The organism is Siphonobacter sp., assembly GCF_048595215.1.
Lineage (GTDB): Bacteria > Bacteroidota > Bacteroidia > Cytophagales > Spirosomataceae > Siphonobacter.
The window spans coordinates 1-21774 of sequence record NZ_JBMDWJ010000031.1; the positions used below are offsets into that span (position 1 = coordinate 1).

Sequence of the window (21774 nt, forward strand, 5' to 3'; positions counted from 1 at the left end):
TCTTTGGGGGAGATGAATTTTGTGCTGCAGGGCGGGGGGGGGTGATAGCTACTAGTTGTTGATTGATAGTTAATGGGATCTCGGTTTTAAAATACAAAGAGCTGGCAACGTAACCGTTGCCAGCTCTTTGGTTTGCTTACGAAGCACTCCTTATTCAATCACCACGCGTTTGACGGTGCCGTCTTCACCTTGGGTAACCGTCACGAAGAAGGTTCCTTTTTCGGCTTTTTTCGTCAGCGTGATCTGACCTACAAAATCGCCCTCAAAATCTTTCACTACTTCTTTGGCTACTTCACGCCCTTTTACATCCGTAACCAGAATCGTTACGTCACCCTTGACCGGAGACGTAAAACGGAGGTTGAGAGTCTGATTGAAGGGCCGGTTCGGATAAACGCTCAGGCTACGTACGGTGCTGGACGAACTGCCCCCTTCCCAAGTCAGTACCTGCGGAGCCAGGTTCAGCTGTCGCTTCAATTGCGGAGCCCGGTACCGGAATTCGTTGCCGAACTTCTCCCCAAAATCTTTACCCCAGCGTTCCATATCGCGTCCGAAGCGTTCCATTTCCTGATCGAAGTTCTCCCACTCGCCCCGGGCGAGTGGTTCGTCGTTGCGGTAGGTGCGGGGAGCTTTGGGAGCCTTAGGTGGTTTGGGCGTACGGAAAGTCTGGACTTGATAGTCGCCCTTCTCCAATCGATTCAGTACGTCAGCTTCATCACCGATGATGATTCGGGTACGGCCGCCCGGAGACTGGGTATTATTCAACGAATCAACGAATCGGTCCAGTTGCTCCTGGGTGTCGAACGTGCGGTCAATCTGATGACCATAATTCCCATTCGACCGTTCGTAATGAAGCCGAAGTTTTTCTTTCTCTTTCTTGGAAGTACTTTTTTCCTGAGCGAAAGTCGTGCCCGCGGATACAAGGATCACCGCAACAAGTAAGGATGGCAAACGCATAAACGAGTTGGTTTGGTTTCGTGAGTCAAGGACAAGCGAAGCGGTAGCAACGTTGCACGATTGGGCATGATTTGTTGGGACAAATGAGCCGGAGACTTGTTAAAAATGCTTAAACTGATAACTTTGGCATCTTCCGGGGAAGAATCTGGATCTTACCTTCGTTAAACAGTCATCATAAAACAGGTAGAGAGACCCGCGAAAAGTAAAAATGACGCAACAGAAAATCCGTTGGTTGGTGGCTTTAATGTCGCTGGCTCTTATTGGGCTGGTGGTATTTCAGGTATTTGGGATTCGGGAAACGCTGAATGCCAAGGCCGATCAGTTTGACGGGACCGTAACCGAGGCTATGGATGCCGTGGTGCATAAACTGGAAAAAGTGGAGGTAACGGTATTGACCAATCGCCAGTTGGCCGCCGAACGCCGCAAGGAGCAGCTACAGCATCTGGCGATCCCGCATAAAACCGTAAAAACGCCCCAAATTGTAAAGAATAAAAAACAGCAATCGCCGAGCAAGCCCGTCACGACTGCGGATCCGGCAACGATTACCCGCAAATATGCCTCCCAGACCCCCATTGTACAGCAATGGGAATTTTATGGTCGGGTAACGGCCCCTTCCGATGTACTGGGTCGTCCGAGTGGTCAACTGACGGAAGCGGAAATGCACTATATCGGTGAGTATTACCGCAATGACGGTCCAAACAATACGGCCGACCGTTCGCGGGAAGAATTGGAGAAACGGTACGATGAAACCATGTTTCGCAACCTCCGCCGGGATGTAGAAACGGCCAAGCTTCGGAAAGACTCGGTCAGTCGTTTTCTGTCGAGTCGCGTAACGGGTTCAAAGAGCAAGAGTACGGCGACGAAACCAGCGAAGACGAAACCTCGAACCGTGGTGGTCAAAGAACCGAAACGGTCCCTGCGGCGGGCAGATAGTAGTAAATCGCGTCCGCTGACGGAATACGAGAAAGCCGAACAGAAATCAAGAGTAATGCGGGAAGTGTTCCTGGACTTACTCACCAATGATCGTCCACTGACACAACGGGTGGACATGACTATACTGGACTCGTTGCTGAAGTATGAATTCCAGTTACGCGGCATTGATCTCCCGTTTGAATATGGCTTGCGTTCGGATGACAATCCGCACGATTTTGTCTTCACCTCTTCGCCGGGGTACCGCGAAGATCGTCTGCTGGCGGGGTATAGTATGCAGCTCTTTCCTTCGGATTTGCTGGCGACGGACAATATGCTGTTTGTCTATTTTCCGGAACGCCAAAGTTATCTGGCCGAGCAGGTCTGGACGACGTTGATTAGTTCCGTAATTCTGATTTTGGTGATGGGGGTGTGTTTTTATGTGGCCATGAGTACCATTGTTCGGCAGAAAAAACTTTCGGACATGAAAAACGACTTCATCAACAACATGACCCACGAGTTTAAAACGCCCGTATCTACCATTTCGCTGGCTACCCAGATGCTGGAGGATAGTGCCGTAGCCGCTTCACCCACCATGTTGAAACGGTACTTAGGCATTATTCGGGATGAAAACCAGCGGCTGGGCTCGCAGGTAGAAAAAGTCTTGCAGGCCGCCCGTTTTGATCGGGGAGAGGTGAAGATGAACCGTGAACAAACGGATATGCACGAGCTGATCGAAACCGTTGTGCACAGCCTAAGTCCGCAGGTAGAAGCTCGTAACGGCATTCTGGAGACGCATTTACAGGCTAATCCTTCGATCATTACGGGGGATGAAGTACATTTAACCAACCTGATTTTTAACTTGCTGGATAATGCCATCAAGTACTCAGGCGAAACTACGGATGTCAGCATTCGTACCGAAAACGCCACCGGTGCCTTAAAGATCACGGTCAGTGACAAAGGCATTGGTATGAACAAAGAGGCTTTACGGCACATTTTCGAGCAATTTTACCGGGTTCCGACGGGAAACGTGCACGATGTGAAGGGCTTCGGGTTGGGTCTGAGTTACGTAAAGAAAATTGTCGATGAACACAAAGGCAGCATCAAAGTAGACAGTACGCCGGGCAAGGGAAGTACCTTTGAAATAACCCTTCCGTACGTCTAACCGACGCTCCGATTTTTAGCATTGAACGTAAAGAGCAACAGAAATGAAAATCTTACTCGCCGAAGACGATCCGAATTTAGGAACGTTATTACAGGAATATTTAACCTTGAAAGGATACCCGGCCGACCTGGCCCGCGACGGCGATGAAGCCCTGAATCAGTTCGTGAAGCATTCGTATGACCTGTGCATTTTCGATGTCATGATGCCCAAGAAAGACGGCTTTACGCTGGCCAAGGAAGTTCGCCAGGCCAATGCGGATATTCCCATTATTTTTCTGACGGCCAAAGCCATGAAGGAAGATACCCTGCAAGGTTTCCGACTCGGCGGGGACGATTATCTGACCAAGCCTTTCAACATGGAAGAACTGGTGGCCCGAATGGAGGCCATTCTGCGGCGGAGTCAGCGGAATGAACAAAAAGAACAGAAGTCAAACCGCCTTTTTCAAATCGGTACCCTCACATTCGATGCCGAACGGCAAACGCTCACCCACGGCGACGATGTGCAGAAACTAACCAGCCGCGAAGCCGAGTTACTGAAAATTTTCTGTCAGCACCTGGGGCAGCCGCTCAGCCGGAGTTACATTCTGAAAGCAATCTGGGGGGACGACAGCTATTTCAACGCCCGCAGCATGGACGTATACCTGACCAAAATCCGGAAGTATTTGCGGTCCGACGAACGTATTCAACTCATCAATCTCCACGGAGAAGGATTTAAGATGATTGTGGATTAACCGGTCAATTCTATCGTTCCGTATGTCATCCGCTACCCGAAGGTTTAAGAGCCTTCGGGTAGTTTTGTTTAGTACTCCGCTCGTTTAGATTTACAAACTAGCGAATTATAAATTCGCTACAGGATAGTGCCAGATTGCAAATCTGGAACAGCGGAGGTAAGAACCCCAACGGGGTTCCATTTCACTAGCCTGGGGTTTTAACCCTAGGATTTATAATCCGAAACAGCAGACGAATACGGCATTCAACCCAAGGAATCCGTTACTTTCCCCCGCTGCCGAAATACCAGCGATCCGCCCCACATCCCTACGCCACTGGCCAGTAATCCGTACACAATCGGGTTCGTGGTTGTATTTAGATACGCAGCCAGCATCCAGCTAAGCAGCCCCAGACTCATGGAGAGTAGACAACCCGCGAGTGAAGCCCGTTTCCAGTATAGCCCCGCCGTCATGGGAATAAACAGCGATACCAGACTAAAGGCCGAAGATTCGCTGACTAGCTCAAACACATCCTGTTGTTCCAGGGCCATCCAGACCGCCGCCGCTGTGACGCCTAGTACGGAAAGCCGAATGGATAGCAGAAGTTGCTGATCGGTCAGCTTTGGCAAAAAAGGGCGAACCAGGTTTTCGCCTACCACCGCCGCCGGGGCGAGAATTGCCCCCGACGTGGTACTGAGCAAGGCCGAAATCAAGGCTCCAAAAAACAGAATCTGAACGGCTAGCGGAGCGTGCTGGAGTACCATGTTGGGAAGAATCAACTGCGGATCACCCTGCAAAAGTTCGGGATGAAGTTGCACCGCCATCAAGGCAATGAGCAAGGGAAAGAACGCCACCGTCCAGTACAAAAGACCAGCCGTAACGGCGGATTTTACGGCCGTATTGGCATCTTTTGCTGCCATAACCCGTTGAAAAACATCCTGTTGGGGAATCGAGCCTAAGCCAATCGTAATCCAGGCAACGACGTACTCGGTGGAGTCGTGCCAGGAAAATCGGTGCGGAATGACGCGAAAGAAGCCATCGGATTGTCGGGCGAATACGGCACTTACGTTATCGGTTTCCATCCATAAAATGACCAGTAGAATAACCAGTCCGGCGATCAGGATGATATTATGCAGAAAATCAGTAATGGATACCGACCACATCCCGCCCGTCAGCGTATACACCATGACAAGGCCCGCTCCGGCCCAGATACCCGTGGACATGGGTACGTCAAAAACGGTTTGTCCGATGATACTCATGGAAACCAGCTGGGCGGCAATCCAGCCGAAATAGGAGGGAACAATCAGTAATGCCGAGAGCAGTTCGGCGGACTTTCCGTACCGTAACCCGAAAAAATCGCAGAAGGTGATGATGTTCCAGCGGTAAAAGATCCGGGCGTAAAACAGTCCAACCAATACCAGACACAAGCCCGCTCCAAACGGATCTTCAATCACCCCCAGAAATCCTTCCCGTACAAAACGTCCCGGTGCTCCCATCATCGTTTCCGACCCGAACCAGGTAGCAAAGGTCACCATCGAGGCCAGGGCAAAATTGAGTTTCCGTCCGGCCAGTACAAAGTCTTCCGTATTCTTCACCCGTCGAGACGCCCAGAGGCCAACCCCCAGATTCAGGAGTAAATACACGACGATGGCAGCGATGAGCATACGGATTTGGTTAAGAATTGAAGGGATAAAAATACGCGGATACTCGGGAAATTGTAGTAATGAAATTGAATCAATAGGAATATATGAAAGTATGTTCATATATTTGAGCGATCATTCAAGACATGGTATGACGATCACTGAAAAAAATCAGAGTAAGGAAAAACTCGAAAAAGCGGCATTCATTTTGAAAACCGTAGCTCACCCGACCCGGCTGGCCATCATTGATTTACTCGGCACCCAGGAACGGATGAGTGTAAACGAGCTGGCCCGCGTGCTGGAATGTGAGCAGTCGCTGCTTTCGCACCACCTGATCAATATGAAGCTGAAAGGCATTTTACGGGCCGAGCAGGAAGGACAGAATCGCTATTATTCGTTAAAAGAACGGGACGTACTCAAGCTGATTGCCTGCATTGAGAACTGCGAATGCCGCATGTAGTATGGAGATTATAGGTTTTAGTTTAGCCGTACTCATTGGCTTATTACTCAGTTTGTTAGGCGGTGGCGGTTCGATTCTGACGGTACCCGTGCTGGTCTACATTTTTAAGCTGCCTCCGTCAATTGCTACGGCTTATAGTTTGTTGATTGTGGGCTCGGCTTCGCTGCTCGGCTCGGTTGATTACCTGCGGCGAGGACTCGCCAGCCCCAGAACGGCGGTGTTTTTCTCGTTTCCATCGTTTATGATGGTGTTTATTTCTCGGAAATACCTCGTTCCGGCCCTGCCCGAAGTCGTGATGGAAAGCAATGGCTGGGTGGTAACGAAAAGTACACTGATGATGCTGCTCTTTGCGGTACTGATGGTGTTATCGGCTCAGTCGATGATTCGCGGACGACGGGAGCGGATCGATACGGGCGAAGAAATCCGAAAGCGGCTGAACTATCCACTCATCTTCGTCGAAGGACTGCTGGTGGGTACGCTTACGGGTTTTGTGGGCGTCGGGGGTGGTTTTCTGATCATTCCGGTACTGGCCAACTTCGTACGGCTGCCGATGAAGCTTGCCGTGGGTACTTCCCTAATGATCATTGCCATTAATTCTTGTATCGGATTTCTGGGTGATCTGGGTCAACATACCATGGATTGGAAATTTCTTGGGGAATTTACCAGTCTGACTTTACTGGGCGTGGTGGTGGGTACGGGGCTTTCCCGACGCATTCCCGGCCAGGTACTCAAGCCGGCCTTTGGCTGGTTTACCTTACTGATGGGAACGGGTATTCTGTTAAAAGAGTTAGTATTTTAAACCCGAATTTCCGAAACAATTTAGTATAGACAGAAGACTTTTATGAACGGAACATTTGAAGAAATCATCGCCTCGGACGAGCCCGTATTGCTCGAATTTTATACCGACTGGTGCAAGCCCTGTAAAAAGATGGCTCCCGAACTGGATACAGTAAAGGACATTTTCGGTGACGATCTGACCATTATTAAAATTGACGCCGAGAAGAACATGGGCCTGAAAAAACACCTTAAAGTAGATTCCGTACCTACTCTGATTCTGTACCAGAAAGGCAAGCAACTCTGGCGGCAGGCGGGCGGTATCTACGCCGATAAACTCGAACGAGTCATTCGGGAAAAGGTACGGTTTTAGTAGGAGCGTTTAAAGTTGAGTGTTTGGCATTTTGGGTTGTTTTTCGCCAAGAACGAAGCAGAAATAAAGACGCGACGTTTATAACTTAATGGTACCTCCGTGCCAAACTTTGAGTACCTGTGTGGTTAAAACTGAACCCTGTTGAGAAAACTCAAAACACTCAACTCAAAACCCTAAACACTTCCATCCATGAACGGAAACTTTCAACAACTCATCGCATCGGATAAACCCGTACTGATCGACTTTTTTGCCGAATGGTGTGGACCCTGTAAAATGATGGCTCCGTACCTGAAAGCAGTCAAGGAGAAACTGGGTGATCAGTTAACGGTCGTCAAAATTGACATTGATAAAAATCCGGCTCTGGCTCAGCAACTGCAAATCCAGTCGGTACCGACGCTGGCCCTGTACCAGAACGGCCAGCAACTCTGGCGACAATCGGGCGTACTAACGGCTCAGCAAATGGAGCAGGTTATTCGTCAGAAAGCCAGTATGTAAACGCATTGATTACGTAAAAGCTTTCCCCCATTTTACTTCAACAACACGACGAATCGTTATGATCATTGAGCAAATTTATACGGGCTGTCTGGCTCAGGGAGCGTATTACCTCCAGTCGGGCACCGAGGCCGCTATTATTGATCCCCTGCGGGAAGTGCAGACGTATCTGAACAAAGCCGCTCGTAACGGAGCAACGATCAAGTATATCTTCGAAACCCACTTCCACGCGGATTTTGTATCGGGTCACGTGGATTTGTCAGCGAAAACGGGAGCTCCCATTGTCTACGGTCCGAATGCTGCTCCTGCCTTTGAAGCCTTAATTGCCGAAGATGGTCAGGAGTTCTCATTGGGTGACTGCCGCATTCGCGTGTTGCATACGCCGGGTCACACCCTCGAATCAACCTGCTTTTTGTTACTGGACGAAAACGGGGAAAAAAACGCCATTTTCACGGGTGATACACTATTTATTGGCGATGTAGGTCGCCCGGACTTAGCCCAGAAAGCCGACCTCACGCAGGACGATCTGGCTGGTATGCTCTACGATTCCCTGCGTTCCCAAATTCTGCCTTTGCCCAACGACGTCATCGTGTATCCCGCTCATGGAGCGGGTTCGGCCTGCGGCAAAAACATGAGTAAGGAAACTTTTGATACGCTGGGTAATCAGAAAGAAGTAAACTATGCCCTGCAACCGCAAAGCAAGGAAGAATTCATAACCGCTGTGACGGATGGACTAACGCCGCCGCCCGCGTACTTCCCCGAAAACGTTCGCCTGAACAAGGCGGGTACGGAGCCAGTCGAGAAGGTACTCAAACGGGGTAATCACCCGCTTTCACCCGAAGCGTTCGAGGTTGTCGCGAATGAGACGGGAGCCTTGGTACTCGATACGCGGAAAGCTCAGGAGTTTGCCCAGGCCTTCATTCCCCGGAGTATCAACATTGGTATCGACGGCGACTTTGCTCCCTGGGTAGGCACGCTCATCACTGACATCAATCAACCCCTGTTACTGGTCACCTCACCGGGTCGCGAAGAGGAAGTCATTACGCGGCTTTCGCGGGTGGGTTATGATCAGGTACTGGGCTTCCTGGAAGGGGGTATGGAAAGCTGGCGGACCGCAAACAAAGAAGTAGATCAGATTGAATCTGTATCGGCGGAAACGTTTTCGGCTGGTTTTGATCCCGAAAAAACGATAGTCAAAGACGTTCGTAAAGCTACTGAATTCGAAGGTGGCCACATTGCGGGTGCCGATAACGTCCCCCTGGCTTCCCTGAGCGAACAGATGGCTGAATTTCCGAAAGACGAGCCTTTTTACGTACACTGTGCGGGCGGCTATCGCTCCATGATTGCGGCTTCCATTCTCAAAGCTCGCGGGTATGATCAGGTACGGGAAGTGGCGGGTGGCTTTGGAGCAATTGCCAAAACCAATATACCGACGGCTAGCGGACAACTGGCTGAGTAAGACTTGAAAAAACTCGGTCACGCGTTCAGGAAAATCGTGGATGCGGACTGAGTTTTATTCGTTCAAAAGGATACCTTTTGAACGATTTTCATCCCTGTATACAGGGATGAAGCTTTCCTTTCAGATTAAGACCTCTGTATTTTTCTCGTCTCCTCATGGAATGGCTTACGCAACCCTGGCCCTGGTACGTAGCGGGTCCGCTCATTGGACTGACCGTACCGATTCTGCTCCTGTTGGGCAATAAAACCTTCGGTATTTCTTCGTCACTACGGCACATTTGTGCGGCCTGTCTGCCCGCCGGAATTCCCTTTTTTCAGTACGACTGGAAAAAGGAAAGCTGGAATCTCTTCTTTGTGGGCGGCGTATTCGTGGGTGGCCTGGTGGCGGGTACGTTTCTGTCCAATCCCGGGTTCATTCAGATTGCTCCGGCGACAAAACAGGCTCTGACTGCTCAACACGTAACGGACTTTCGTGGACTCATTCCACAAGACTTATTTTCCTGGTCCGCTTTGCTTACCCTTCGCGGGTTCATCCTGATGGTAGTCGGAGGATTTCTGGTCGGTTTTGGTACCCGATGGGCGGGGGGCTGCACTTCCGGTCACGCTATCATGGGATTATCTAACCTGCAATGGCCCTCGCTGGTGGCAACGGTGTGTTTCATGATCGGCGGCTTCCTGATGACCTGGCTCGGTCTGCCCTGGATTTTGTCTTTGTAACTCCTACTACGTTTTGAACACGATGAAAACCGAATCGGAAGAATTTATCCCTGCCGTATCGAACGAGCAGAAAGCCCGCCTTTCGCTGGGTTCGTTAGTACCGTATGCGATCGTTGGAATGTTTTTTGGCATTGTTTTTGTGAAAGCTGAGATCGTCTCCTGGTTTCGGATTCAGGAAATGTTCCGGCTGGAAAGCTTTCACATGTATGGCGTTATTGGCTCGGCCGTACTGACGGGCATGGTGTCCGTATTTCTATTGAAACGATTGAAAGTCAAAGCCTTAACGGGCGAGCCGATTCGAATCTCGGACAAAGTGTTTCAACCGGGACAAATCTACGGTGGATTGCTATTCGGTTTTGGCTGGGCCTTAACCGGAGCCTGTCCCGGCCCGTTGTTCGCCCAGATTGGAGCTGGTTATTCCGTCGTACTAATCACCCTGTTGGCGGCCCTTGCCGGAACATGGACGTACGGTGCCCTACGACGTTATTTACCCTAAACTGACCAAAGTCATTACACGCGGAAGCGATTTAGGGTAGACTTGTAAGGGAATCAGGGCGTTCACGATACGGACTAAGCTACCAGCCGTTTGAGTGGGACGAACTATTATAAATAATTACTAATAATCACCTGACCCTATAATCACTTGTTACCTATGAAACGCAGTAAACTCGAAGCCGTAGCGGGCGGCTGTTGCCCCCGTTGCCGGGAAGGAAAAATGTTCAAGTATCCCTTGTGGAACGTGACCAAGTTTGACCAGATGCATAAGTACTGCCCCGAATGTGGCCTGCGGTTTGAACGCGAACCGGGCTTCTTCATTGGAGCCATGTACGTAAGCTATGGCTTGACTACGGGTATCATTCTGGCAACGGCAGTCGTACTGTTTTATTTGTTCAACGACCCTTCGCCTTTCGTGTACATTGGCGTTTCCATTGCCCTGATTGTCATATCCGTACCCTTTACTTTTCGGGCCTCGCGGGTGTTGTACATTCATTTGTTCTCGGGTGTAGACTACGAAGAAAATCCCGACAAAATTCTGCACGCCGATTCCTAAACTACAGCCCCTGGCCGATGGATTGTCCGGCAATCCAGCCCGTAGTCCAGGCCGCCTGAAAGTTATACCCACCCGTAATCCCGTCGATGTCAAGTACCTCGCCCGCGAAGTACAGACCGGGAATCGCCTTGCTTTCCAAGGTTTGCGGATGAAGTTGATTCAGAGCGATACCGCCGCAGGTAACAAACTCTTCCTTGAAAGTCGTTTTGCCCTGTACCTGAAACGTTCCGTTGGTCAGATTTTCCAGTAATCGATTAAAAAGCTTACCGTTCAAATCAACCCAACGAACCTGGTCTTTGATCTCGTTTTCAACGAGTAAGGCCCGCCAGAGACGGTTGGGAATGCCGAAGGGAGCGACCGTAGCGACGAACTTTCCGGCATTTAGTTTTTTGAACGCTTCTAGTGAGGTACGGGCGGCTTCGGGTTTTTCGTTCGTCCAGTTCACCAGACTTGTAAACTGGTAATTGGTTTCTGCCAGTTCGCGGGCAGCCCAGGCCGAAAGTTTCAGTACCGCAGGACCACTTAACCCCCAATGAGTAATCAGTACGGGGCCTTCCTGTTGCAGTTTGGAACCCGCCAGTCGTACCAGAGCATCGGAAACGGAAAGACCGGGTAACTCGCGGGTAAAGGAATCGGGGATATTGAACGTAAACAAGGAAGGGACGGGCGATAGAATGGAAAGCCCCAATTCGCTCAACCACTGATAGCCCGTAAGTTGCGGATGTCCGCCCGTTGTAACCAGCACCCGATCCACCGCGAAGATCGTTTCATCCGTGCCAACCAGTTCAAAACCAGTAGCCACGGGACGAATCTGGCGGATTGGGGTACTCAACTGAAGTTCAACGCCCGCTTGCTGAGCCTGTTGTTGCAGACAGCGAACAATGGTTTCGGAGGAATCTGTCGTCGGAAAGATGCGGCCATCGGCTTCCGTTTTTAATTTCACCCCCCGTTGCTCGAACCATTCGATGGTATGCTGATTGGAAAAACGCGGAAAGAGGGGTTTGAGAAACTTTGCTCCCCGGGGATACCCCTTGAGCAAGTCGGCAACCGTAGTGGCGGCATTCGTCACATTACAGCGACCCCCGCCCGAAATACGAACTTTGGACAGTACATTCCGTCCTTTTTCAAACAAGACCACCCGGGCCTGCGGATACGTTTCCGCTGCGGCAATCGCTCCAAAAAAACCGGCGGCTCCTCCGCCAATCACTGCAATCGTTTTTTTCACGCTACAAAGGTACGGCTTAATTTTCTGAGCATTAGCTAATTTCTCCGGCAGAATCAGAAAGCGAAGAGCTTGCTTTCTGGCTTTGAATCGGAAATCACTTCATCGTTTGTATTCACTTTTCAATTGAGCCCGTATTTTTGGCACCTAAACGGGCCCAATGCCTATTCCGTATGCTTTTAAAAGACATTCTCTATAAAGTTTCACTCGAGGCAGTGGCAGGGTCCACTGATCTGGAAATCAGTACCATCACCTTTGATTCCCGAAAAGTCGTTCCCGGTACGCTCTTTGTGGCCATTCCCGGTACCCAGGTCGATGGTCACGATTTTATACCAAAAGCCATTGAATTGGGAGCCACGGCGATTCTGTGCGAGCGATTGCCCGAAACGTTACAGGAAGGGGTTACTTATATCCAGTCGAAAGATGCATCTCGGGCCATGGGCTTTGCGGCGTCGAATTTCTACGGACAACCTTCATCGAAAATCAAACTCGTGGGAGTGACGGGTACCAATGGAAAAACGACGACCGTAACGCTGTTATTTCGATTATTTCGGGCCTTGGGTCACCGCTGCGGACTGATTTCGACGGTACAGAATCAGGTGGAGGACGAGATTATTCCCTCCACGCATACCACGCCCGATTCGCTGACGCTGAATGCCCTGCTGGCGGAAATGCTGAATAAAGGCTGTACGCACGTCTTTATGGAAGTTTCCTCGCACGCGGTGGTACAGCAACGCATCGCGGGTGTTCAGTTTGCGGGAGGAATCTTCACGAACATTACCCACGATCACCTGGATTTTCACAAGACCTTCGACGCCTACATTAAAGCGAAAAAGGGCTTTTTTGATCAGCTACCGAAAACGGCCTTTGCTCTGGTAAACGCCGACGATCCTAGGGGCCGCATCATGGTGCAGAATACCGTAGCCCGTCGGGAAACGTACTCGCTGGAAACGGGAGCGAGCTTTAAAGGTAAGCTACTGGCCGATTCGATTTACGGATTGGAAATGGAAATCGATAGCCGTCAGGTTCACTTTCAGTTGATTGGAAATTTCAACGCCTATAATTTGTTAGGGGTATACGGAGCGGCAGTTCTCATGGACGAGGATCCGGCAGAAGTACTGACCGAACTTTCGGCACTGCAACCACCGCCGGGACGCTTCGAACAGGTGATTTCGCCCGATCATATCGTCGGTATTGTGGATTTCGCCCATACGCCCGACGCCCTGAAAAACGTACTCGAAACTATCGCCGAACTGCGGCAGGGTAGCGAACAAATCATTACGGTGGTGGGTTGCGGTGGCAATCGGGATGCGACCAAACGCCCCGAAATGGCCCGGATTGCCTGTCAGTTTTCGGATCACGTGATCCTGACTTCGGACAATCCTCGCAATGAAGAACCGGAGGCCATTCTGGAGGATATGAAGAAAGGCGTACCGAATGATACCCCGGCCGAAGTAACCGTACTGGTGGATCGCCGGGAAGCCATTGCCCGGGCCGTATCATTAGCTCAGTCCAAAGATGTCATTCTGTTAGCGGGGAAAGGGCACGAAACGTATCAGGACGTCAAAGGGGTGAAAAATCACTTTGACGATCGGGAAGAACTACGGGCTGCTTTTCAAAAAGGATAGAATTCGCTCAGCTTTGGCGAAAGTGGAGGACAGAAACGGTGGGGATTTCATCTAGCTTTGAGACGTGAAAAAATTACTCCTGTTCGTTGGGCTTGTACTGGTGACATTTAGTACGCAGGCTCAGGCTCGCAAGCTCATTTTTCAGCAACCCAAAATGGGTTCAATGTTTACGGTACAGGTCTGGACGGCTGATTCCGTACAAGCGGCTCAGGCTGCTACGCTGGCTTTTGCTGCGGTCGATTCACTGAATCTGATTTTCAGTGATTATCTGCCTGATTCGGAATTGAGTCGCCTGAGTCAGACGGCGGGGTCGGGAAAAGCCGTTCCAGTATCTCCGGCGTTGTGGGACATTCTCTGGACTTCCCGCATGGCCTGGGAGAAAAGCTCAAAAACGTTTGATGTAACCGTGGGCCAACTGACGCAACTCTGGCGACAATCGCGTAAGAGTAAACAACTGCCTTCGCCAGCGGTACGCCAGAAAGCCCTGACGACTACGGGTACGCAGTACCTTCAGTTCGATGAGAAAAACCATACGATTCAGCTGAAGCGTCCGGGTACTAAACTGGATTTAGGAGCAATCGGCAAGGGGTACGCCGCCCAGCGAATGCTGGAAATCATGCAAAAGGCGGGTTTTGAGGAAAGTTTATGTGACGCCGCGGGTAATATGGCCATTGGTAAAAATCCGGATGCGGGCTGGACGGTTGGTATCGAACTGCCCAACCAGCAGGGCGAATTACTGGCGAGTTGGTTAGTACTGCAACAAATGGCTATTTCCACGTCGGGCGACGCGTACCAGGCCGTTCGCATGGGTGGTAAAAATTACTCGCACATTGTTTCTCCTAAAACCGGACTAGGTGTGACCTATCAGCGACAGGTGACAGTACTATCCAAAGACGCCGCTCAGGCCGATTGGCTGTCTACGGCCTGTTATCTGTTACCCGTACCACAGGCCCTGAAACTGGCGGAATCCGAGCAGTCGGAAATCTTAATTCTGGATAATCAGCCTTCGGGTTTGAAAACCTTTACTTCCCCAGGATTTAAAAAATTCTTCAAAGAAGAGTAAGTTTCCCCTGTATTTTTCTATTAGTACTAAAGACGTTTCTGTCGTTAACCTCTTAATCAACGCATTGTGACTTTCCGAAATACGCTTGGTACGCTTACCTTTTCTATACTTACATCGCTGGGGCTGGTATCAGTAGCCCAGGCTCAGGAAGGCAAACCGTATGAACAGGATTTTGCCGGAATACCCGTTAAAATCAGTATGGTTCCCATTCCGGCGGGCGAATTTTTAATGGGAAGTCCGGTAGCGGAGGCCGGACGCCAGGCCGATGAAGGGCCGCAGGTCAAAGTTAAAGTAGAGCCCTTCTGGATGTCGGCCACGGAGATTACCCACGATCAGTTTTTCCCCTTCCGTTTCGACGAAAAAGATGTAAAGCCCAAGCCAGACGCCATCTCACGGCCCACGGCTCAGTATATTGACCTGACCTGGGGTATGGGAAAAGAAGGCGGTTTCCCGGCCAACTCCATGCAACCCTATACGGCCATCATGTACTGCAAATGGTTATGGAAAAAAACGGGTATCTTCTACCGTCTGCCTACCGAAGCCGAATGGGAATATGCCTGTCGGGCGGGTAGTAAAACGGCGTATCCTACGGGCGTACAGGCTGCCACGCTGGCTCAGTTTGCCTGGTACGGAAGCAACAGTAAAGATGCTTATCATAAAGTAGGGCAGAAGAAACCCAACGCGTACGGTTTGTACGATATGCTGGGAAATGTGTCGGAATGGACGATGGACATGTACGATGCCAAGTATTTTGAGAAACTGGCCGCTCGCCCTGAAAGCGGTTTTATCATTGAACGTACGGCACCGCGGGCGTATCACACGGCCCGTGGTGGCAGTTTTAAAAGCAAAGCTGCCGAGCTACGTAGTGCGGATCGTCTGGCTCAGGTAGAAGACTGGAATCAGCGGGATCCGCAAGTACCCCGCTCGAAATGGTGGCTTACCGACGGCGATTTCGTAGGTTTCCGAGTCGTCCGACCCGTCAAACAACCCAGCCCCGAAGAAGCGGAAGCGTTTTTCAAGAAAATGCTGGGACAGTAAAGTTTACAGTTTTCGGTTTGCTGTTTTCAATTAGAGCGTCACTTGCTTGCCTCGATTTATAACGTCATGCAATGAATTGGGACAGGAGTCGTCAAGCGTCTCAAACGCAAAACAAGCCAATCAGATCATGGCATGACGCTCTCAAGTCGAGACTTAACTGAAAACCGAAAATTGCAAACGGAAAACTGAACTAATCAACTCTAAACTCAAACCCTTTTCTATGAACAAAGAATTTAAATCTCGTCGGGATTTTGTGAAAGCTGGCTCGTTGCTGGCTGGTGGACTATTAGCCGTACCGCTTACGTCTAAAGCTGACGGTTTCTTCAATTCAAGTGTAGCGGATGAAATCAAGATAGCGTTGGTTGGTTGCGGGGGTCGCGGTTCGGGAGCGGCGGTACAGGCCTTGTCAACTAAACAAAACGTCAAGCTGGTCGCCGTAGCCGATGCCTTCGCGGATCGTATGGAAGGTGGCCTGAAAAATATTACGGAAGCCCTGACGGCTTCGGGTTCTGCCGACAAAATCGCAGTAGGGGATAATAAATTCGTGGGTTTCGATGCTTATACGAAAGCCATTCCCCTGGCCGATGTAGTCATTCTGGCGACACCTCCGGGATTCCGTCCCATCCATTTCGAAGAGGCTGTTCGGCAGGGTAAGCACATTTTCATGGAAAAACCCGTAGCAACGGATCCGGCAGGTGTGCAAAAAGTATTGGCTGCTGCTGCAGAAGCCAAAAAGAAAAAGCTGAACGTTGTGGTAGGGCTGCAACGTCACTATCAGAATTCGTACCGGGCTTTGCTGAAAAACAAGGCCATGATCGGTGATATTGTTTCCGGAAACGTGTACTGGAACAACGACGGTGTTTGGGTAAATCCGCGTAAAGACGGACAAACCGAGATGGAATATCAGATGCGTAACTGGTACTACTTCAACTGGTTATGCGGTGATCATATCAACGAACAACATATTCACAACATCGACGTATTCAACTGGTTCAAGGGATCGTATCCCGTTCGGGCTAAGGGTACGGGTGGCCGTGAAGTGCGAAAAGGCAAGGACTACGGCGAAATTTTCGATCACCACCACGTTGAATTTGAGTACGCGGACGGTACGATCCTGAATTCCGAGTGCCGTCACATGAAAGGCACTTGGGCCAAGGTAGATGAAACCATTCTGGGTACGAAAGGAAAAATCCTGTGCGGGGATGCGAAGATTGTCGATTACAAAGGCAAGCCTTTGTTCCAGTTCAACAAGAAAACGGAAAACAACCCCTATCAGGCCGAGCACGATGAGTTGTTCGCGGCGGTCGCCAAAGGTGAATACAAATTCGCCGACGCTGAAAACGGAGCCAAATCCACGATGACGGCCATTCTCGGACGTCTAGCTACGTACTCGGGTCAGGTGATGGAATGGGATACGGCCCTGATGTCGGGACTGAGTCTGCAACCCGCTGAGTATAGCTGGGACGCGAAAATGCCCCTCAATCCGGATTCCAATGGTTTGTATCCAGTGGCTGTACCGGGCGTGACGCGGTTTTTTGTATAGAAATTTTATCTCATTTTAGGGGTCTGGACTCGCAAGGGTCCAGACCTTTTTCTGTCTATACCCCCTTTGCCGGTGAATTCTAAAGCGTTCTATTATCTCTTTCGTCATTCGTATGCTCAGTTAGGATGGTGGATTGGAGCAGGTGTTTCGGTACTCCATGTCTTGTTCTATCAATTCGCTGAACTGATCTGGAATCAATGGACGCCGCCGAAGCCCGAAACCTTAACACCTACGATTGCGTATGGGCTGACCGGACTCTATACCAATCAGACCGAGCCGGATGGCGTTGAAGCGTTTGTTTTACACGGGAGCATGTGGGTATTAGTAGGATGGGGGCTCCTAAAGACGATATATCTCAAAAATTGGAGCGTATGGCCTGCGGTAGGTCTGTGCGTACTGTTCTTCTTTCAGGCTGGTTTTCATCCGCCTGCCGATGGGTTTCTGTTTGGCACGGGTGTTCGGTATTACCCAGTGGTTTTGGTAGGACTCTCGGCATTTGTAGGGGGAGTAGTCTGGCTTTCCAGCCATTATAAACCCTGGCATGCCTGGCTATGGTTGGCGGCTCTGGCCGTGCCCTGTTTTACCGCAGCAGCAGGTCCTTCCGATTGGGATTACTCGTTTGTCTTCGCTCCGGCGTATGCCTTAGTCAGTGGTATTTCGATTAAGGCTATCTATTTTCAATACGACTTACTGCTTTCCGGGCTGGCTGCTTTGTTCTTCAAATGGCATATTGACCTGAATTACTTTCAGGTACTGGGTCAGGCTTCGGTATGGATTTTCTGTGTATTGATTTTCTGGTGGGCGAAGGAAGTTTTTCAAGCTAAGCAACTGGCTCTTTACCTGTTAGTGGTCGTATTCATCATGCGACTTTTTCCGTACTACACGGATACCTACGCTGAATTTCAGATGAGTCCGCTTCGGCTGGACTGGTGGATTGTCGTAGCTCTGCTGGCCTGGAAAAAAGGAACGGATCACTGGAGCGTGGGATTGTTACTAGCGTTTCTTCTCGTACTCCACCGCAGCTTCGGCATTTTCTATTCCATTGCCTACGTCGAGTACATAGTTCTTGCGATGGGTAGCGAACTACTGGCTCCGTCTGGTCGGAAAACGAAATTTCTCCCCCTGGTTCAAACCTATGTACGACGGTACACCATCAATGTAATCCTGCTGGGAACAGGACTTATCGTGACGTACCTCATCTTCGGTAACGTACTCTCACCGGGCATGAAAATCTACCAGAGCTTAAAAATAGGCTTTATGCGGGTCGCTCCGACTTCCTTTTTCTGGTACATTATCGGCATTATCGCCCTTACGGGAGCTACGCTGGTTCGATTCAAAGAGGAAGTCTCAGCCCGGTACCGGGAAGCTGTTTTTCTGTTGATGGCACTGACGATTTGTAACCTCTTTTATTTTCTCGGCAGAAGTCACGAGCACAACCTGCCCAATACTTCCGGTCCGGTATTCGTCTTGCTATTTGTCTGGATTGATTTACTCTGGCGAAGAAAGATACCGGTGCGATCCATCCGTAGGGTACTCTATTGGTTACCCGTAGGCATACTCTGGTTTTCGGGGTTGGCGTATATGGTGGGTATTAAAGATAAGCTTTCAGGGATGGCTACGAATGTAAAACACCGACGAACGATTTATTCCTTCCAGCACCCCAGTTCAGCAAAAAGAGCTATGGTTCGTCAACTCACGAACCATAGCTCTAAAGTGTATTTCTATGACCAAAGCCTGGGTAGAAACTTCTGGTACATGCTGGATGGCGAGTACCCGCCGGTGGGTTATTACCAGCCGTACTCAGCTTGGCCGCTAATGACTGAATTAGTACCTTTCCTGCAACAATTACTTAACGAAGGGTACTATTTAGTTACGGAAACGCCTACGGAAGCCGCTGCTCTTTTACCGCATCTTCGTTATACGAGTAAAGTAACAAAAGACGGGTTTATTGTTGTTCATGCTATTTCTGAGCCGAATCGTTCTCTTTCCACCAGCGACTTCCCGAAAAAGACCAATCACTAATTTCGTAACCCAGGGCCGGGTACCGATGTGGATCGCACTCGTGTAACATTTCGTAGGCTACATCGAATACATCTTCCGTATTGGGTTTCGAGAAATAATCGCCGTCGGTGGTATAAGCCGGACGGTGCGGGTGAGCCGACATCGTACGCGGTTCCGAATCCAGGAAACGGAATACCTTCTGTTCATCCAGAATTTTGTGCAACATGAAGGCCGAGGCTCCTCCGGGCATATCTTCGTCGGCAACCAGTAGGCGATTGGTCTTCTTCACTGATTCCGCAACCATGTGTGGCAAGTCGAAGGGAATGAGCGTTTGTACGTCAATCACCTCCGCTTCGATGCCTACCTGAGCCAGTTGTTCGGCGGCTTCCAGTACAATACGGCACATGGAGCCGTACGTTACAATCGTAAGATCGCGGCCCTCGCGTAGGATTTCCGGATGACCCAGGGGCAGACAGAATTCTCCCAGATTCGTAGGAAGTCGTTCCTTGCTGCGGTACATATTCAGCGGTTCGACAACCAGACCCGGATCGTCGCCGCGTAACAGGGTATTGTAAAAACCAGCAGCCTGCGTCAAATTTCGGGGCACGATAAAATGCATGCCGCGTAAGGCGTGCAATAGCACGGCCATGGGCGAACCTGAGTGCCAGACGCCTTCGAGTCGGTGTCCCCGCGTACGAACAATGACGGGAGCCTTTTGTCCGCCCGCCGTACGGTAATGCAGACAGGCCAGATCATCGGATAGTGTAGCCAGCGTATAGAGCATGTAGTCCACGTACTGTACTTCTACGATGGGCCGTAAACCTCGCAAAGCAGTACCAATACCTTGACCAATAATCGTACTTTCCCGGATGCCCGTATCTGTTAAGCGAAGCTCGCCGAATTTGGCTTGTAAGCCCGCCATACCCTGGTTGACATCTCCAATCTTGCCAACGTCTTCACCGATGGCGAAAATGCGGGGATCCCGAGCAAACAGGGCTTCAAAATTTTTGTTGAGTATTTCTCGTCCATCCAGAAAAGGAGCGTCTTGGGCGTACTGCGGAGCTACGGGCGTAACCCGCAGTGGCGATTCATCCGACTGACTGTATAAATAGGTATTAAATCGAACCCAGTTTTCGTGCTTGGTACGGTTAAGCCACTCGATCAGCAAAGGTTTCGCCGGGATGTCTTCGGACCGTAATAACCGCACCACCTGCTTGACCGTTTCGACCACATACGAACGCAGGGGATTACCTTTTTTCTGTAAATCCGAACGTAACGTTATAATTTCATTGCCTACCGCACTTTCGCGGCTAGCCTGGTCTAAAAGGTTTATTGCTTCATCAAAATCAGGCTTTAAGGAAGCCAAATACGCCTGCCAGGCAGCATCCCGACTCGTTTTCGCCACTTTCGCGGCTTCGTTCTCAATCGCGGTAAGTTCTGCTTCCGTAGCGTAGCCATTTTCTAGAATCCATTGACGGAACTGGCGGTTACAATCCATTTCTACTTCCCATTCAAGGCGTTCCTTGGATTTGTACCGTTCGTGCGAGCCGGAAGTGGAATGCCCCTGAGGCTGCGTCACTTCCTGCACGTGCACTAAGCAGGGAACGTGTTGGGTACGAGCCAGTTCGGATGCTCTCTGATACGCTTCTACCAAGGCCGAATAATCCCAGCCCTTTACCGTGATAATTTCCAAACCTGGTTTTTCAGCCGTACGCTGAAAACCAGCCAACGCTTCGGAAATACTTTGCTTGGTTGTCTGATAACGAATGGGTACGGAAATGCCGTAGCCATCGTCCCAAACCGAAAAGACGACCGGAACTTGTAAGACGCCCGCCGCATTGATGGCTTCGAAAAACATCCCTTCAGACGTAGAAGCATCACCAATGGTGGCAAAACAGACTTCATTTCCCTGAATGGAAAAATCACTGAAGTTTTGCAAGTCCGGATTCTGACGGTACAACTTGGAAGCGTATCCCAGGCCAATCGAACGGGGAATTTGTCCGGCCGTGGGCGAAATATCGGAAGCGTTATTATACCGGGGCGTTTGCGGAAGCCAGTGGCCCTGTTCATCCAGGTGCCGTGTGGCGTAGTGCCCGTTCATCATACGGCCACCCGTATTGGGTTCCGCTTCCAGATCGGTATGGGCGTAAATCTGAGCGAAATATTGTTGCCAGGTCAGTTCCCCCAACGCTGCTACTACGGTTTGGTCCCGGTAATAGCCTGAACGCCAGTCGCCTTTGCGAAACGCTCGGGCCAGGGCAATCTGAGCCAATTCCTTGCCATCACCGGTGATGCCAAATTTTGCTTTGCCCATAAAAACTTCTTTACGAGCGAGCAAGCTGGCATGGCGACTTTCCCAGGCAATCCGGTAGTCGATGAGAATTTGCTCTTTAGTAACTGCAACGCTGTCAAGGGTGGCTTGTTCCATCGAAAAAAGCGGTTAATCGAGTGATACAACGCAGGTAAGTAATTCTATATAAAAAGGAATACTCGCCTTCTTTACATCATGAACTGAGAAAGAAATTCCTTCAAAGACGGAATTTTTATCCGTGTGTACGATGTTTGTCAGGGTAAAAATAA

The 21774-nt window shown here is 50.2% G+C and carries 19 protein-coding genes; 15 read left to right on the forward strand and 4 right to left on the reverse strand.

The genetic code is table 11. The features are described 5' to 3' along the window. Window positions 1-150: 150 nt before the first annotated feature. Window positions 151-954 carry a T9SS type A sorting domain-containing protein gene (locus ACOJTG_RS02010; RefSeq protein ID WP_420152275.1) on the reverse strand — a complete coding sequence of 268 codons (804 nt, stop codon included), beginning with the start codon at window positions 952-954 and terminating at the stop codon, window positions 151-153. Between the two features lie 208 nt (window positions 955-1162). Here ACOJTG_RS02010 and ACOJTG_RS02015 point away from each other — a divergent pair, with 208 nt between their 5' ends. Together ACOJTG_RS02015 and ACOJTG_RS02020 are read left to right on the forward strand one after the other, a co-directional pair. After that, on the forward strand, window positions 1163-3028 hold the full coding sequence (locus ACOJTG_RS02015) for a sensor histidine kinase (RefSeq protein WP_420152276.1): 1866 nt from the start codon (window positions 1163-1165) through the stop codon (window positions 3026-3028). A gap of 43 nt (window positions 3029-3071) precedes the next feature. Further along, window positions 3072-3758: a response regulator transcription factor gene (locus tag ACOJTG_RS02020; protein ID WP_420152277.1), complete on the forward strand. Its 687-nt coding sequence runs from the start codon at window positions 3072-3074 to the stop codon at window positions 3756-3758. A 242-nt stretch (window positions 3759-4000) separates the two neighbouring features. Here the strand turns inward: ACOJTG_RS02020 and ACOJTG_RS02025 are convergent, their stop codons facing one another. Then, window positions 4001-5398, reverse strand: coding sequence for a sodium:solute symporter family protein (locus ACOJTG_RS02025; RefSeq protein WP_420152278.1), 1398 nt, complete (start codon window positions 5396-5398; stop codon window positions 4001-4003). 127 nt (window positions 5399-5525) lie between these two features. Here ACOJTG_RS02025 and ACOJTG_RS02030 point away from each other — a divergent pair, with 127 nt between their 5' ends. From ACOJTG_RS02030 to ACOJTG_RS02065, 8 genes are all read left to right on the forward strand, one after another. After that, a complete protein-coding gene (locus tag ACOJTG_RS02030) occupies window positions 5526-5834 on the forward strand; it encodes an ArsR/SmtB family transcription factor (protein ID WP_102201142.1) in 309 nt (102 codons plus the stop codon). A gap of 1 nt (window position 5835) precedes the next feature. Next, on the forward strand, window positions 5836-6633 hold the full coding sequence (locus ACOJTG_RS02035) for a sulfite exporter TauE/SafE family protein (RefSeq protein WP_420152279.1): 798 nt from the start codon (window positions 5836-5838) through the stop codon (window positions 6631-6633). A 42-nt stretch (window positions 6634-6675) separates the two neighbouring features. After that, entirely contained in the window at window positions 6676-6981 is a 306-nt protein-coding gene (locus tag ACOJTG_RS02040) for a thioredoxin family protein (protein ID WP_094814083.1), read from the forward strand. 189 nt (window positions 6982-7170) lie between these two features. Beyond that, window positions 7171-7476, forward strand: coding sequence for a thioredoxin (trxA, locus tag ACOJTG_RS02045; protein WP_094814081.1), 306 nt, complete (start codon window positions 7171-7173; stop codon window positions 7474-7476). A 58-nt stretch (window positions 7477-7534) separates the two neighbouring features. Continuing rightward, window positions 7535-8932 (forward strand): MBL fold metallo-hydrolase, encoded by a 1398-nt coding sequence (locus ACOJTG_RS02050; RefSeq protein ID WP_420152280.1) that lies wholly within the window; start codon window positions 7535-7537, stop codon window positions 8930-8932. Window positions 8933-9087: 155 nt separating this feature from the next. Next, entirely contained in the window at window positions 9088-9648 is a 561-nt protein-coding gene (locus ACOJTG_RS02055; RefSeq protein ID WP_420152281.1) for a YeeE/YedE family protein, read from the forward strand. 22 nt (window positions 9649-9670) lie between these two features. After that, the gene (locus ACOJTG_RS02060) at window positions 9671-10144 is read left to right on the forward strand and encodes a DUF6691 family protein (protein ID WP_420152282.1); all 474 of its coding nucleotides are present in this window, start codon (window positions 9671-9673) and stop codon (window positions 10142-10144) included. 156 nt (window positions 10145-10300) lie between these two features. Beyond that, the gene (locus tag ACOJTG_RS02065) at window positions 10301-10699 is read left to right on the forward strand and encodes a DUF983 domain-containing protein (RefSeq protein ID WP_420152283.1); all 399 of its coding nucleotides are present in this window, start codon (window positions 10301-10303) and stop codon (window positions 10697-10699) included. A gap of 1 nt (window position 10700) precedes the next feature. On the opposite strand, the gene ACOJTG_RS02070 is transcribed toward ACOJTG_RS02065, so the two are convergent. Beyond that, the gene (locus tag ACOJTG_RS02070) at window positions 10701-11924 is read right to left on the reverse strand and encodes an NAD(P)/FAD-dependent oxidoreductase (RefSeq protein ID WP_420152284.1); all 1224 of its coding nucleotides are present in this window, start codon (window positions 11922-11924) and stop codon (window positions 10701-10703) included. Between the two features lie 170 nt (window positions 11925-12094). Here ACOJTG_RS02070 and ACOJTG_RS02075 point away from each other — a divergent pair, with 170 nt between their 5' ends. The 5 genes from ACOJTG_RS02075 (at window position 12095) to ACOJTG_RS02095 (ending at window position 19215) form a co-directional block, all read left to right on the forward strand. After that, window positions 12095-13549: a UDP-N-acetylmuramoyl-L-alanyl-D-glutamate--2,6-diaminopimelate ligase gene (locus tag ACOJTG_RS02075; protein ID WP_420152285.1), complete on the forward strand. Its 1455-nt coding sequence runs from the start codon at window positions 12095-12097 to the stop codon at window positions 13547-13549. A 64-nt stretch (window positions 13550-13613) separates the two neighbouring features. Beyond that, complete coding sequence (locus tag ACOJTG_RS02080) at window positions 13614-14612, forward strand: FAD:protein FMN transferase (protein WP_420152286.1); 999 nt, start codon at window positions 13614-13616, stop codon at window positions 14610-14612. 66 nt (window positions 14613-14678) lie between these two features. After that, entirely contained in the window at window positions 14679-15650 is a 972-nt protein-coding gene (locus ACOJTG_RS02085) for a formylglycine-generating enzyme family protein (RefSeq protein WP_420152287.1), read from the forward strand. A gap of 220 nt (window positions 15651-15870) precedes the next feature. Beyond that, window positions 15871-17193 (forward strand): Gfo/Idh/MocA family protein, encoded by a 1323-nt coding sequence (locus tag ACOJTG_RS02090; protein ID WP_420152288.1) that lies wholly within the window; start codon window positions 15871-15873, stop codon window positions 17191-17193. A 72-nt stretch (window positions 17194-17265) separates the two neighbouring features. After that, on the forward strand, window positions 17266-19215 hold the full coding sequence (locus ACOJTG_RS02095; RefSeq protein WP_420152289.1) for a hypothetical protein: 1950 nt from the start codon (window positions 17266-17268) through the stop codon (window positions 19213-19215). Here the strand turns inward: ACOJTG_RS02095 and ACOJTG_RS02100 are convergent. Continuing rightward, window positions 19154-21622, reverse strand: coding sequence for an alpha-ketoacid dehydrogenase subunit alpha/beta (locus tag ACOJTG_RS02100; RefSeq protein WP_420152290.1), 2469 nt, complete (start codon window positions 21620-21622; stop codon window positions 19154-19156). The genes ACOJTG_RS02095 and ACOJTG_RS02100 overlap by 62 nt on opposite strands. Window positions 21623-21774: the final 152 nt, after the last annotated feature.